Genomic DNA, 13185 nt, shown 5'->3' on the forward strand with positions numbered 1-13185 from the left:
GATCAGCCGTGACGCGTGCCATCCGGCACGAACACGTAGCCGAAACCCCATACCGTCTGCAGGTAGCGTGGCTTCGACGGATCGTCCTCGACCAGCTTGCGCAGGCGGGACATCTGCACGTCGATGGAGCGGTCGAAGGCGTCGTATTCGCGACCGCGTGCAAGTTCCATCAGCTTGTCGCGCGACAGCGGAACGCGCGGGGATTCGAGCAATACCTTGAGCAGCGAGAATTCACCTGTGGTGAGCACCTGCTCCTGACCGTCGCGCGTCAAGGTGCGGGCCGCCAGATTCACTTCGACCTGACCGAAGCGAACGACGCGTTCGTCGAGCGCCGGTGCACCGGGAGGCGGTTTGGGCGCCTGACGTCGCAGCACTGCATTGATGCGCGCGACCAGTTCCCGAGGATTGAAGGGTTTTGGAAGATAGTCGTCGGCGCCCATTTCAAGGCCGACGATGCGGTCGACTTCGTCACCTTTCGCGGTGAGCATGACCACCGGCAGGGTGTTCTCCTGGGCGCGCAGGCGTCGGCATATGGCCAGTCCATCCTCGCCGGGCAGCATCAGGTCGAGCACCATCAGATCGTAAAGTTCGCGCGCCAGCGCACGGTCCATCTGCGCACTGTCCGACACACCCTTCACGGTAAAACCTTGCTCACCCAGATAGCGCTCGAGCAGGGCGCGAAGGCGTGCGTCATCGTCTACGACGAGTATCTTGCGTTTTTTTTCTTCCATGGGCTCATGCTACCTGAGCCACCGCTCACACTTCAATTGCATGGGAGGCTGATTGTGAAGGTCTGTTGCAGACCGTACAGGTGTTCGTCTCCCTGTTCACAATGACCATCGTGGCCACGACGATCACGTGGATATCGATGGTTGCGGCGGGCGCCGATATCGATCTTTCGCGCGACCGCGTCGCGAAATGCGATATGCGGTGTCCGGTCAGCGCATGCAGAGAAGCGTTCTTCTCGCGGGCGGCTTCCTGTCCTCTGTGGTTACCAGGCCTTACAAAGGGCGATACAAGGCTCACATGCGCTTTACAGCCGCAGAACAGCATGTGCGCTGTACATTCGAGGAGTTTCCCGATGCGATGCAAGGCCGGCGCAGTACACATCATGGCGCTGTTCGCGGCGCTCGTCGCGCTTCCCGCCTTTGCGGTGTCTGCGGCGGAATCGGGGCAGGCGTCACGCGGGAGCGCACAGGCCCTGCCCTCTGGCAACCGAGCGGATGTTGCAGCGCGGGATGGGGCGGGGTCACGCGATGTTGCGGATTCACATCTGCGCTTGCAGTTTGTCCTACACCGCACGAGTCGCTACCTCTACAATTCGACAGGCGTCATCAGCCTTGCGACATCGGCGGATCAGACGGTTCCTCTTGAACACTAGGAAGGTGAAGGAGCTCCCACGCATGAAGCGTACAGACCTCTGCGGCTCGGCATTGTGCGGATGGATCGCTGGGTCGTGCGTCGGTGCCGCCCTGATCGCATCGACGCCGGTGTTCGCTGCCGGGGGGGAGATTGACGGTCGTCGCGATTTCGCGGATGGTCAGCGCATGGAGCGTGTCATTCCCGCTGGCGCCTCGGTCCAGCCTTTGCGCCGTTTCGATGATGCCGGCCCGGTGCGCCGTCTCGATTATGGTGAAGCGCACGGTAACCGGATGACGCCGGAAGAGCGCCGTCAGCTTCGCCGCGACATCCGCGACGCAGCGCGGGAGCTCTACCGGGACGCACCCGGACAGCCCTGAACCTGCGCTTTCCGGGCATCGCTTTACTTCACGCATGGATCGACGCCGTTTCCTGCTTGCCGCAGGTACGATGGGGCTTCCCGCCCACGGGCTGCAGGCAGTGCAGGTCGCCGACAGAGCTCCACTGCTGTTCATTGTCGACCTGCTCGGCGGAAACGATGGCCTGAACACGCTCATCCCTCTCGATTCGCGCGCCTACCGGGCGGCGAGACCCACGCTGGCGATCGATGCGCGGCGAGTACTCCCCCTGACTGCATCGCAAGCGCTGCATCCCTCGCTTGCGCCATTGATGGACGCCTGGGACGCGGGCGAACTCGCTATCGTGCAAGGGGTGGGCATTCCCGGTGGCAGTGGTTCGCATACGCGCGCAGCCGAAATCATCGATTCCGGCTCGCTCGCGGACGATCCCCTGCAAACCGGTTGGCTTGCGCAATGCGGTTGCGGGGGCGCCGCCTTTTCAGCGGTCAGCTTTGGCGCGGGACAGGCGGGTCTGTTGCGGGGCATACGGCGATCACATGCCCTCGCCTGGTGTGCCGGGAATGACAGCGGCACCTTCGGCTTCGGCGGGGAACGCTTCGAGCGTGCGCTGGACGCTGCGTGCAAGATGCTGGCGGACAGTTCCGCCACACAGGTCTTTCACTTTGTCCTGCCGGGGTTCGATACGCATGAAAACCAGTCGCAACAGCATGCGCGTGCCCTGGCGACGCTTGCGCGGGGACTGGCGGATCTGCGCCGTGCCCTGGGCGCGCTCGGCCGCTGGCAGCACAGCGTTGTCCTTACCCGCAGCGAATTCGGCAGGATGGCTGACGAGAATCTGTCGGCGGGCACCGACCACGGCAACGCAAGTGTGCAGATCCTGATGGGAGGGCTGGTCGGGGGCGGCCTGCACGGCACACCGCTGGATGCAGCCTCCACCGATACGCGCGGACGTTTCGTTCCGAGCGTGGATTTCCGCTCTGCCTACGCGACGATTGCGCGTGATCTGTTCGACGGAGACCTGTCGCCGGCGATTGCGCGTGCCGGCTGTCTGGAGGGCCTGATCAGGCGCAATGGCGCCTGACGTCCTTCAGCTCGCACGTGCCGTCGGTTTATGCCTGTCGTGGCCGTGCTTCTGGGCCACCCGGTTGTACTGGATATGCGCATCGATGACACGCCGTTCGCGCGGCGCCAGCGTGAATACATCGATCAATATGTTGCGCGCTTCCTGAGCAAGTTCATCAAGCCACTCGGGTTCAAGTTTCCTGATCAGTTCGGCAAGGCGGGAAAGCTCTTCGTCCACCTGATCCAGATCGGGGCCCGCTGCCGTCTCCGCGGCCAGTTCCGCGGCGGCCTGCTGCGCACGTTCGCGAGCGGATCGGCCGTGCTGCCGTTTCAGCCGATTGGCGACTGAAGTGCCGGCCGTTTCGAGCGAATTCACCAACTCGCTCGCCGCCTCGTCCTTGCCTGTTGCGTAGCACGCTTCGGCCAGCTCGTGCGTGGCGAAACCGGGAGGCTGGGTAAGTCGGGCATGGGCTGCAAGCGCACGATCGATCGCTTCGCGCGCGCCGTTCTCGTCGCCTTGTTGCGCCAGCATGCGCGCCTTGATCACGTCGGCCATCATGTCCGCCGTATCGTTTCCGCCCAGCAATGGCTTCAGTTCCTCTATCCTGCGGTTCAGCGCCTCCGCCGCGTCCGGCAGATCGATCAGGCTCTTGATCAATGTCAGATGGTCGTCCGCGTTCGCCAGCGATGTGCCTTCGGTGCGCTCCACCACACGCCGCATCATCATGGCGGCGCGTTCCGGGTCTCCACTTTCCAGATAGATTTCACCCAGCGCGCGCAGACGACGCAGATTGTCCGGCGCGATCGAATCGGCGCGCTCGTAGTAGGTGCGGGCCTCGTCCAGTTCACCGGCCTGTTCGTGCAGTTCGCCAAGGAAGTCGTACACGCCCATGAATTCCGGGAATTCCTCGTTGATTTCCGCTGCCTGACGGGCCGCTTCGGCAATTTCGCCGCGTTCGCGCAACACGATCGCGTAGCCGATGCGTGCCCACGGCACGGTATTCCTGGCCATGACCGCCTTGTAGATTTCGGTCGCCTCATCCAGTCTGCCAAGCGCGATCAAGGCTTCCGCACGGATGCGCAGGGCATCCATGGAGTACACCGGCAGGTCGCTGAGCACCTTGTCGCATTCGGCGATCACGCCCTCAAGGTTGCGTACCTCCATCTGCTCGTACACGGGTTTGAGCGCCTGCTTTTTCCTGACGGCGCGTACGAGACGTTCGCCCAGTTGTCCGGAGGTGAAGGGCTTGAGCAGATAGTCGTCGGGGGCGAATTCCGCAGCGGCCACCACGCGACGCCGCACGTTGTCGCCGGTCACCAGCAGGAACACGGATCCCAGTGGCAGGATGTGGTTCAGCCGCAGTTCTTCGAGGACGCGCAGACCGTCCTGCTTTTCGCCGAAATTGTGGTCGCACAGCACGACGTCGGGCGTTACCGCACTGCACTGCCGGAGCAGATCGGCTGAGCTGCCCGCCATCGTGACGTGCTTGACGCCTGCCTGCGAAAGTTGCGAGCGCACCCATGTTCGGACCACCTGATTGGCGTCCGCGATGACCACGCGCATCTTGTCGAGCACTTCGGTCGGCAGGAACATGGGAGGGCGTTACTCATAAACACCGCAATGGCTGGTTTTAACGGCATTTCGCGCGAAAACCTCAGTTGACCGCTGGAAATGGCGTGGAAGGCCAGGTCTGCCGGCCGGTGCGCCCCGATATTGGCCAGCCGAGGTCGCGCCGGACGCATTGGCGGGCAGGGCTGGAGTCCGCGCCGGCTTACCCGGGGGGCCGTGCCGACTTACAATTGCGCTCCCGATTCCGCGCCTTCCCCGTTTCCGCTCTCCGAATGAAGTTGCTCGCTCTAGAAAGTTCGGCCGAAGTCGCCTCGGTCTGTCTGCTCATCGACTCGGTTTTCCTGACCCGGGAAGGCGGCACACCGGGTACGCATGCGCGTTTCCTGCTGCAGTGGATAGATGGATTGATGGAGGAATCCGGGTTGCGCGTGAGCGATCTCGATGCGATCGTCTTCAGTGCAGGTCCGGGAAGTTTCACCGGCCTGAGACTGTCCGTGTCGGTGGCGCAAGGCATGGCCGTGGCGGCCGACCGGCCGCTGGTCGCGATCCCGACGCTGGAAGCGCTCGCTCACGGTTGCGGGGACGGGCGCCATCTGTGCTGCATGGATGCGCGCATGGGCGAGGTGTACAGCGCGGCGATCGAAGTCAGCGGCGACCGGACCCACACCGTTCGCCCATCCGCGGTGACCGCGCCAGGCGCGGTCCTTCCACCGCCTGGCGAGCCGTCATCGTGGTACGGCTGTGGCAGCGGTTATGCGCTGCCAGATCTGCGCGAGCAGCCCTGGGTCGGGAGCCTGGCCGGTATCGACGTCAGTGCGGCCCCGCATGCACGTTCGGTTGCGGCACTTGCGCGCCCCAGGGTTGCTGCCGGGGAATTCATCGATCCCGCTCTCGCAGCCCCGCTGTACGTGCGTGACAAGGTGGCCCGGACCACGCAAGAACGTCTGGCTGCCGGAGGGCGGGCATGACGGGGTCGCTCGAACTGGGACGCGGAGCGGCGGTCCTGACTTTCACGCCGATGCGCGAACAGGATCTCGATACCGTGGCAGCCATCGAGAGGACGCTGTTCGATTTTCCGTGGTCGCGCACGAATTTCGCCGATTCCATCGCGGCGGGCTATCTGTGCCGGGTGATGTGGCATGGGCACGACATGGCGGGCTACGCAGTCATGATGTGCGTGCTCGATGAAGCTCATCTGCTGAATATCAGCGTGGCGAGCGGTTTCCAGCGGCGAGGGCTGGGCTGGCGATTGTTGCGCCACCTCGGACGGGAAGCGTGCCAGCATGGTGCGGAGCGCCTTTTCCTCGAGGTCAGGCCGTCGAACGACGCCGCGCGCGCACTGTACGCGCGGGCGGGCTTCGGTACCATAGGTCGGCGTCCGCGCTATTACCCTGCCCATGAAGGACGCGAGGACGCCATCATCATGACGGCGGACATCGATGGAGACTGGCTCTCATGAACAGACGGCTGTCCATCCTGCGGGAAATCGGACTGGCGCCGCTGTGGCGATCACGACAGTCGGTGCCTGCTCCGGCGCCGCACGTCGAGGCGACATCCGAACATGCGAAGGCCCCCCGGTCTGCCGGCGCTTCCGCGCCAGTCGGGCCGATGACGGCCGGAAACGGGGCCCGTCGGCAGGCTTCCACCGCCCTGCCGGCGAGGCCGGTCGCCCCGGCCGTCGTGACGGCGGCAGACCGACCCGTCATCGATGTGCGCAACGCCGGCTGGGACACCCTGGAACAGGCAATCCGGTCGTGTACCGCCTGCCGACTTCACGAACGCCGGACACTTGCCGTGCCCGGCGTCGGCGACAGAAAGGCTGAATGGCTGTTTGTCGGGGAGGGGCCGGGGGCGGAGGAAGACCTTCGCGGCGAGCCCTTTGTCGGGCAGGCGGGCAAGTTGCTCGATGCCATGCTGGCAGCGCTCGGGGTCGCCCGCGGGCGCGGCGTCTATATTGCCAATTCCGTCAAATGCCGGCCACCCGGCAACCGTACGCCCGAAAGCGATGAAATCGCCTGCTGCCAGCCCTATCTGGAACGGCAGATCGAACTGCTGCGTCCGCGCATCATCGTGGCGCTCGGGCGTCCTGCGGCGCAAAGCCTGCTCGGCGGTGAGATCAAGATTGCCGCGGCGCGTGGTCGCACTTTCGACCGGCAGGGCATTCCGGTGGTGGTGACCTATCACCCGGCCTATCTGCTGCGCAATCCATCCGACAAGGCCAAGGCGTGGGAGGACCTGTGCTTTGCGCGAGACGTGCTGTCCGGCGCTTGATGCGTCCGGGCACCGGCCGGAGCCGTGCCCGGACAGTGCCCTAGTGCACGGTGCCGCCGTCGTCCAGTTCCGAAACGTCGTCGTGGCGGCGCTGGTTGGCGTGATGCCAGCGCCGGACCAGATACATGGCCGCGGCAACGAAAAGGCCGAACATCACGATGACCACATGAACCGAAAGTCCTGCCGCAAGCAGTGCGGCATAGAGCCCGGTCATGACGAGGATGGACAGATTCTCGTTGAAGTTCTGTACCGCGATCGAATTGCCCGCGCCCATGAGCATGTGTCCGCGATGCTGCAGCAGCGCATTCATGGGTACGACGAAGAAGCCGGCACAGGCGCCGATGATGATGAGCAAGGGAATGGCCAGCCACAGTTGCGTCACGAAAACCATGATGGGCACCAGCAGGCCCATTGCGATGCCGAGGGGAATGACGCGTACCGAGCCGCGCAGGCTGATGCGGCGAGCGGCAAGGATGGCTCCTGCGGCAATGCCGACCGCAACCACGCCCTGCAGCTTGGACGCCTGGGACAGACCCAGCCCAAGCGCGTGATCCGCCCAGTCGATCACGATGAACTGCAGCGTTGCGCCTGCACCCCAGAACAAGGTGGTGACCGCGAGGGAAATCTGGCCGAGGCGGTCCCGCCACAGCCCGATGAAACAGCCGCCGAAGTCGCGTACCAGTGCGAGAGGGCTCGCACGAAGCGGGCGCAAGGGAACGCCGGTGTCCGGGATATAGAGGTTGAAAACTGCGGCGATTGCATACAGGCTGCCTACCACCACGAGGCTGACTTCCACCGTCGTGTCGAGTCCGGTCTGTATCCAGGGCAGGTCGAACTCGAGCATGCGCGCGCTCAATGAAGGGTCGATCAGCAGGCCGCCCATCAGCACGCCGAGGATGATGGCGCCCACGGTCAGTCCTTCTATCCAGCCGTTGGCGATCACCAGCAGGCGGTGCGGCAGATACTCGGTCAGGATGCCGTACTTCGCAGGCGAGTAGGCGGCGGCCCCGAGACCGACGACCGCATATGCAAGCAACGGATGCGCGAAACCGAACATCAGCGCACAGCCGCCCACCTTGATCAGATTGCTGGCGAACATGACGCGCCGCTTCGCCATCGCATCGGCAAAGGCACCGACAAAGGGCGCGAGCACCACGTAGGAAATCGTGAAGAACAGCTTGAGGAGCGGCGTCTGCCAGTCCGGAGCCTGCATGTCTCTCAGCACGTAGATCGCGACGACAAGCAGGGCATTGTCGGCGAGCGCGGAAAAGAACTGCGCCGCCATGATGATGTAGAAGCCGAAGGGCATCGGTGCCGAAAGCCCGCGTGCGGGCGGGGACGGGCAAAAAAGTTCGCTTTTATACCACGAAGCGCGGTGACCTTCGGCGCTGTATTCCAGGCTTCACAAAGGCTACCATTGCGCGCCGCACAATATCCCTCGCAGGGGCGGGGCGACTTTTTTCGTTCACCTCCCGATACAAAGTTGGTCTATAAACACGAGGGAAGGGTTCACTTATACAGAGGGAAATATGCCCGACAGAAGGCTGGAGGTTTTTCACGCTGCGGCCAGCCAGCTTTCCTTCACGCGCGCCGCCGAGCTTTTGCAGATGACCCAGCCGGCGGTGACCTTCCAGATCAAGCAGCTCGAAGAGCACTTCGGCACGCGGCTGTTCGAACGCGCGCACGGCAAGGTTGCGCTGACGCCCGAAGGGCATCGGGTCAAGCACTACGCCGACCAGATCCTCGATCTGTTCGCCACGCTCGAGAACGAGCTGAAGGAGATGGCGGCCGATCTTTCCGGGCACCTGCTGATCGGCGCCACGCCGACGGTTGCCGAATATCACCTGCCCCCGGTTCTGGCGGAGTTCCGCGTCGCCCATCCGAATGTCGTTCCGCGCCTGACCGTGGACAACCCGGATGTGATCGAGGATATGGTGGATGAGCGCATCGTCGATATCGGCATCGTGGAAGGACTGGGTCGCGGCGGTTCTCAGGTGCTGGTCGAACCGTGTGCCGAGGACGAGCTCGTGGTCGTGTGTTCGCCGGAGTTTCCGCTGGCGCGGCTGGAGGAAGTATCGCCCGAACACCTGCTGCTGCATCCTTGCGCGGGACGCGACGCCGGCAGTGTCCGCGCCTTGCTCGAGAACTACCTGTCGCGCAGCGGGGTGGATCCGGCGCGCCTGCCTCTCGCGTTCGAACTCGATCGCCTGTCATCGGTAAAAGGGGTGCTGGAACGCGGGCTGGCCTACGCCATTCTTTCACGTGCCGTCATTCGTCACGAAGCCAGCCTGGGTCTGCTGGTGGCGGTGCCGCTGCGGCCACGCCTGATCCGTCACATGACCCTGCTGTATCCATCGGAACGCTTCCGCACCCATATGGCGAAACAGTTCGGCGAGTTCGCCGCGACCCGGCTTGCCGGGCCCAAATAGTACAATCACGGGCTGAACGCAGTACCTCATCCCGCTCCCTTTCATGTCGCGCCCCGTCCATACCGAACCTTTTCCGCTCTTCCGCCCCATCCATGCGCGCATCGACCTCGCAGCGCTGCGTCACAACTATCTGCGTACGCGCGAACTGGCGTGTCGCTCGAAGATCTGGGCCGTCATCAAGGCGAACGCCTATGGCCACGGCATCATGCGTGTCGCGCACGGATTGTCCGACCTGGCGGACGGCTTTGCCCTGCTTGATCTGGAGGATGCGGTGCGGCTGCGCGAAGCCGGCATCCGGCAACCCATCCTGTTGCTGGAGGGTTTCTTCAGTGCGCGCGATCTGCCGGAGATCGCGGCTCGCAGTCTGTCTGTCGTGGTACACACGCTGGAGCAGATCGACTGGCTGGAGGCGTGCGAACTGGACGCGGCTGCGCGCATTCCGCTGTTCCTGAAGATCAATACCGGCATGAACCGCCTGGGCATTCCGCCCGCGCTGGCGGCTACCGTCCTTGCACGACTGCGCGCCTGGCCGCACGCCGGACCGATCGGATTGATGACGCATTTCGCGGACGCCGATGGTGAGCGCGGTGTCGATGCGCAGTTCGCGCGTTTCGCTCCGCTGGCTGCGCAGTTCGATGGCCCGGTGTCCATGGCGAATTCGGCGGCACTGCTGCGCTTCCCGCAGACGCATGCTGACTGGGTGCGCCCCGGCATCCTGCTGTACGGTGCGAGCCCGGCCACTGCGCACGCCACTGCGTCGGATATCGGGCTGAAGCCGGTCATGCGCTTCGAGGCGCGCGTCATTGCGGTGCAACGGCTCGAACCGGGCGATCGCGTCGGTTATGGCGGCATGTATACCGCGGAGAAATCGATGCGTGTCGGGACGGTGGCCTGCGGCTACGCCGACGGCTATCCGCGGCATGCGCCCTCCGGTACGCCGGTCGCGGTCGACGGGCATCGCAGCCGGCTGCTCGGCCGGGTGTCCATGGACATGATCGCGGTCGACCTGAGTGATCTGCCGCAGGCCGGCCTGGGCAGCGTGGTTGAACTGTGGGGCGAACATGTGTCGCTCGACGAGGTGGCTCAGCGCGCCGGTACCGTGAACTACGAACTGGTGTGTGCGCTCGCGCTGCGCGTCCCGGTGGTCGAGATGAACCGGCAGTGCGTGCCGCAGGCCTCGCGGACCGACTGAGGCGATATGGCCAAGGGTCGCAGCCATTACATATGCTCCGAGTGCGGTGCGACCAGTCCGAAATGGGCGGGTCAGTGTGCCGACTGCAAGGCGTGGAACACACTGGTGGAGTCGGTGCCGGAAGCGGCCAGCGGTGCGCACCGCTTCGCCTCGCTCGCCGGTACGAGTCATGTGCAGCCTCTCGCCGACATCCGTCCGCGCGAAGAGCCGCGCCTGCCCACCGGTCTGGATGAATTCGATCGCGTGCTCGGTGGCGGCCTGGTGCCGGGCGGCGTGGTACTTATCGGCGGCGACCCGGGCATCGGCAAGTCCACACTGCTGTTGCAGGCGCTGACCCAGCTCGCGCCGCGCGTGCCGGCGCTTTATGTGACCGGCGAGGAATCCGGCGAGCAGGTCGCCCTGCGCGCCCAGCGCCTCGCGCTGGACCCCGCCGGACTGCAGTTGCTGGCCGAGATCAATCTGGAAAAGATCACTGCCGCGCTGTCCGCAACGCGGCCCAGGGTGGCGGTGATCGACTCCATCCAGACGGTCTATTCTGAACAGCTCACCTCGGCCCCGGGTTCGGTGGCGCAGGTGCGGGAGTGCGCGGCACAACTGACCCGTTCCGCCAAACAGGCCGGGCACAGTCTCATCCTGGTTGGTCATGTCACGAAGGAAGGGACGCTCGCGGGTCCGCGCGTACTCGAGCACATCGTTGATACGGTGCTCTACTTCGAAGGCGAAACCGGCTCCAGCTTCCGTCTCATCCGCGCATTCAAGAACCGCTATGGCGCCGTGAACGAGCTGGGTGTATTCGCGATGACCGAGCGTGGTCTGCGCGGTGTATCCAATCCTTCGGCATTGTTCCTGTCGCAGCACGCCCAGCCGGTGGCGGGCGCCTGCGTGCTGGTGACGCAGGAAGGTACGCGTCCGCTGCTGGTCGAGATACAGGCTCTGGTCGATAGCGCACACGGCAATCCGCGCCGGTTGACGGTGGGACTGGATGGCGCGCGCCTGGCCATGTTGCTGGCCGTGCTGCATCGCCACGCCGGCGTCAACTGCGCCGATCAGGATGTATTCGTCAATGCGGTGGGCGGCGTGAAGATAGGCGAGCCGGCGGGCGATCTCGCTGTGCTGCTGGCCATCGTGTCATCGCTGAAGAACCGTCCTTTGCCGCCCAAGCTGGTGGCCTTCGGTGAAGTCGGACTGGCTGGCGAAATCAGGCCCGCGCCGCGCGGTCAGGAAAGATTGCGCGAAGCGGCCAAGCTCGGGTTTACCCATGCGCTCATTCCGAAGGCGAATGCACCCAAGCAGCCGATGGACGGCCTGACCGTGATCGCGGTGGATCGCATCGACGAGGCCTTCGCGCGCTTGCGCGAACTGGATTGACCGGTCGTTGGCAATCCGCAGCGTCTCGCGCATGTGAGGCGGATGACATGGCTGGCGACCGCTGGCGTGGATGCCGTGGTCGTCCGCCGTTTCCGGTCACTCTTCCTCGGCTTCCAGCTTCCTGCGCATCGACCGCATGGCGAGCGCCGCCGCGCCGGCGATCAGCGGAATCGAGATCGCGGTGACGATATCCGGGTTGATCGGCAGCAGCGGCTTCAGGCCCTTGGAGACATACTGCACCAGTTGCGAGGCGTAATAGGTGATGGCGACGATGGACAGCCCTTCGACCGTCTGCTGCAGGCGCAACTGAAGGCGCGCGCGCCGGTTCATCTGCGCCAGCAGTTCCTGGTTCTGGCGCTGCAGTTCGATATCGACGCGCGTGCGCAGAAGCTGCGAATTGCGCGCCACGCGGCCGGACAGATCCTCCTGTCGTCGCGCGATGGCCTCGCAGGTCGAAATGGCCGGCGTGAGCCGCCGCTCCATGAATTCGCCTATGGTCGGAAAACCTTCGATGCGCTGTTCGCGCAGTTCCGAAATGCGGCTGCGTACCAGCTTGTAATAGGCCTGCGCGGCGCCGAAACGGAAGGTGGTGCGCGCGACGGAATGCTCGACCTCGGCCGCCAGTCGCGTGAGGCGGGACAGCACTTCGCGTTCGTCGTCCGACGAAGCCGCCGCACCCATGCCGTCCATCAACTGCGCGAGCTCGCCTTCCGCCCGTCCCAGCAGATGCCCGACGTCCTTGGCCACCGGAAAGGCGAGCAGGGCGATCACGCGGTAGGTTTCGATCTCGAACAGCCGCTGCACGGTGCGTCCGGCCTGTCGCGGCGCCAGTCTTTCGTCGAGCACCGTGATGCGCGACCAGCCGTCGGTGAGCGTGAAGTCGGTGAACACCCAGGCGGCACCGTCTGACACCTGTGCGCCGACCGCCTGCCGTCCGCTCGAAATCAGTCTTGCCTTGACCACGTCGGGAGGCAGGTCGCGCGTCGAGCGCACCTCGATGTGCGTGGCGACCATGAGCGAGCCGGGCAGGGACTCCAGCCATCCGGCGGGAATCACCGGCAACGCGCCGCGGCTGGTGTCCTCGCCGTCCTTGGGCGTGCGGAAGAAGGCATAACTGGAGAACTCGTTGTGCCGCTCCCATTTGAGCTTGAATTCGCCGACATCGAGATGCAGATGTCCGCCGTCGGCCTGTGGCAGCGGGCGCGCGAAAGCATCTGCAAGCGCCTGCAGATGTTTCAATTCCTCGCCGACTGCGAGCCCTTCGTGCATCAGCGCGACATAGGACACGATGTGCGGACTGGTCAGCGGTACCGGCGGGCGGGCGTGCAGCTCGTTGTTGAGCTTGTAGCGCAGAGGATGTTCGGTCAGGCGTGACGTGGCGACGGGATCTGTCGTACTCATTCTGTTCAGGCTCTTGTGGTCTGCGGCGACCCTGATTGTGCAGCAGAGCGGGGGACTAAAACCATTTCGTGATGCGTGTCACGCGTCACGAGGGCCCGCCTGCCGTTCGTGCCGGGCAGTCTGCCGTTCGTCATGAGCCCGTCGTATCCGTCCCGCGACACGTTTTAACCTTCG

At 64.5% G+C, this 13185-nt stretch carries 12 protein-coding genes; 8 read left to right on the top strand and 4 right to left on the bottom strand.

Features of this window, described 5'->3' with window-relative positions; translation table 11 throughout:
• Positions 1 to 2 precede the first annotated feature (2 nt).
• Positions 3 to 731: an osmolarity response regulator transcription factor OmpR gene (gene ompR / locus A3Q7_RS0104020; protein ID WP_018410569.1), complete on the bottom strand. Its 729-nt coding sequence runs from the start codon at positions 729 to 731 to the stop codon at positions 3 to 5.
• 672 nt (positions 732 to 1403) lie between these two features.
• Between ompR and A3Q7_RS0104030 the strand changes: the two genes are divergently transcribed.
• Both A3Q7_RS0104030 and A3Q7_RS19385 read left to right on the top strand, forming a co-directional pair.
• Positions 1404 to 1739: a hypothetical protein gene (locus A3Q7_RS0104030; protein WP_018410571.1), complete on the top strand. Its 336-nt coding sequence runs from the start codon at positions 1404 to 1406 to the stop codon at positions 1737 to 1739.
• Positions 1740 to 1773: 34 nt separating this feature from the next.
• Positions 1774 to 2799, top strand: coding sequence for a DUF1501 domain-containing protein (locus A3Q7_RS19385; protein WP_018410572.1), 1026 nt, complete (start codon positions 1774 to 1776; stop codon positions 2797 to 2799).
• 6 nt (positions 2800 to 2805) lie between these two features.
• Here A3Q7_RS19385 and A3Q7_RS0104040 read toward each other — a convergent pair whose 3' ends face one another.
• Entirely contained in the window at positions 2806 to 4374 is a 1569-nt protein-coding gene (locus tag A3Q7_RS0104040) for a tetratricopeptide repeat protein (protein WP_018410573.1), read from the bottom strand.
• A 248-nt stretch (positions 4375 to 4622) separates the two neighbouring features.
• On the opposite strand from A3Q7_RS0104040, the gene tsaB reads away from it, so the two are divergent.
• From tsaB to A3Q7_RS0104055, 3 genes are read left to right on the top strand one after another with little or no spacing between them, the layout of a single operon-like run.
• On the top strand, positions 4623 to 5318 hold the full coding sequence (gene tsaB / locus A3Q7_RS0104045; RefSeq protein WP_018410574.1) for a tRNA (adenosine(37)-N6)-threonylcarbamoyltransferase complex dimerization subunit type 1 TsaB: 696 nt from the start codon (positions 4623 to 4625) through the stop codon (positions 5316 to 5318).
• A complete protein-coding gene (gene rimI / locus A3Q7_RS0104050; protein ID WP_018410575.1) occupies positions 5315 to 5809 on the top strand; it encodes a ribosomal protein S18-alanine N-acetyltransferase in 495 nt (164 codons plus the stop codon). Before tsaB ends, rimI begins: the two co-directional genes overlap by 4 nt.
• Positions 5806 to 6621: a uracil-DNA glycosylase gene (locus A3Q7_RS0104055; RefSeq protein ID WP_018410576.1), complete on the top strand. Its 816-nt coding sequence runs from the start codon at positions 5806 to 5808 to the stop codon at positions 6619 to 6621. Before rimI ends, A3Q7_RS0104055 begins: the two co-directional genes overlap by 4 nt.
• 40 nt (positions 6622 to 6661) lie before the next feature.
• Here A3Q7_RS0104055 and lplT read toward each other — a convergent pair whose 3' ends face one another.
• On the bottom strand, positions 6662 to 7930 hold the full coding sequence (gene lplT, locus A3Q7_RS0104060; RefSeq protein WP_018410577.1) for a lysophospholipid transporter LplT: 1269 nt from the start codon (positions 7928 to 7930) through the stop codon (positions 6662 to 6664).
• 220 nt (positions 7931 to 8150) lie between these two features.
• On the opposite strand from lplT, the gene A3Q7_RS0104065 reads away from it, so the two are divergent.
• The 3 genes from A3Q7_RS0104065 to radA are packed head-to-tail and all read left to right on the top strand — an operon-like array spanning position 8151 to position 11610.
• Complete coding sequence (locus A3Q7_RS0104065; RefSeq protein ID WP_018410578.1) at positions 8151 to 9050, top strand: LysR family transcriptional regulator; 900 nt, start codon at positions 8151 to 8153, stop codon at positions 9048 to 9050.
• Between the two features lie 43 nt (positions 9051 to 9093).
• The gene (gene alr / locus A3Q7_RS0104070) at positions 9094 to 10242 is read left to right on the top strand and encodes an alanine racemase (protein WP_018410579.1); all 1149 of its coding nucleotides are present in this window, start codon (positions 9094 to 9096) and stop codon (positions 10240 to 10242) included.
• A 6-nt stretch (positions 10243 to 10248) separates the two neighbouring features.
• A complete protein-coding gene (radA, locus tag A3Q7_RS0104075) occupies positions 10249 to 11610 on the top strand; it encodes a DNA repair protein RadA (RefSeq protein WP_018410580.1) in 1362 nt (453 codons plus the stop codon).
• 96 nt (positions 11611 to 11706) lie between these two features.
• Here radA and A3Q7_RS0104080 read toward each other — a convergent pair whose 3' ends face one another.
• Positions 11707 to 13011, bottom strand: a complete 1305-nt coding sequence (locus A3Q7_RS0104080; protein ID WP_018410581.1) for a DUF3422 family protein — start codon at positions 13009 to 13011, stop codon at positions 11707 to 11709.
• Between the last annotated feature and the right edge of the window lie 174 nt (positions 13012 to 13185).

Source organism: Methyloversatilis thermotolerans (genome assembly GCF_000372885.1).
Classification (GTDB): Bacteria; Pseudomonadota; Gammaproteobacteria; order Burkholderiales; family Rhodocyclaceae; genus Methyloversatilis; species Methyloversatilis thermotolerans.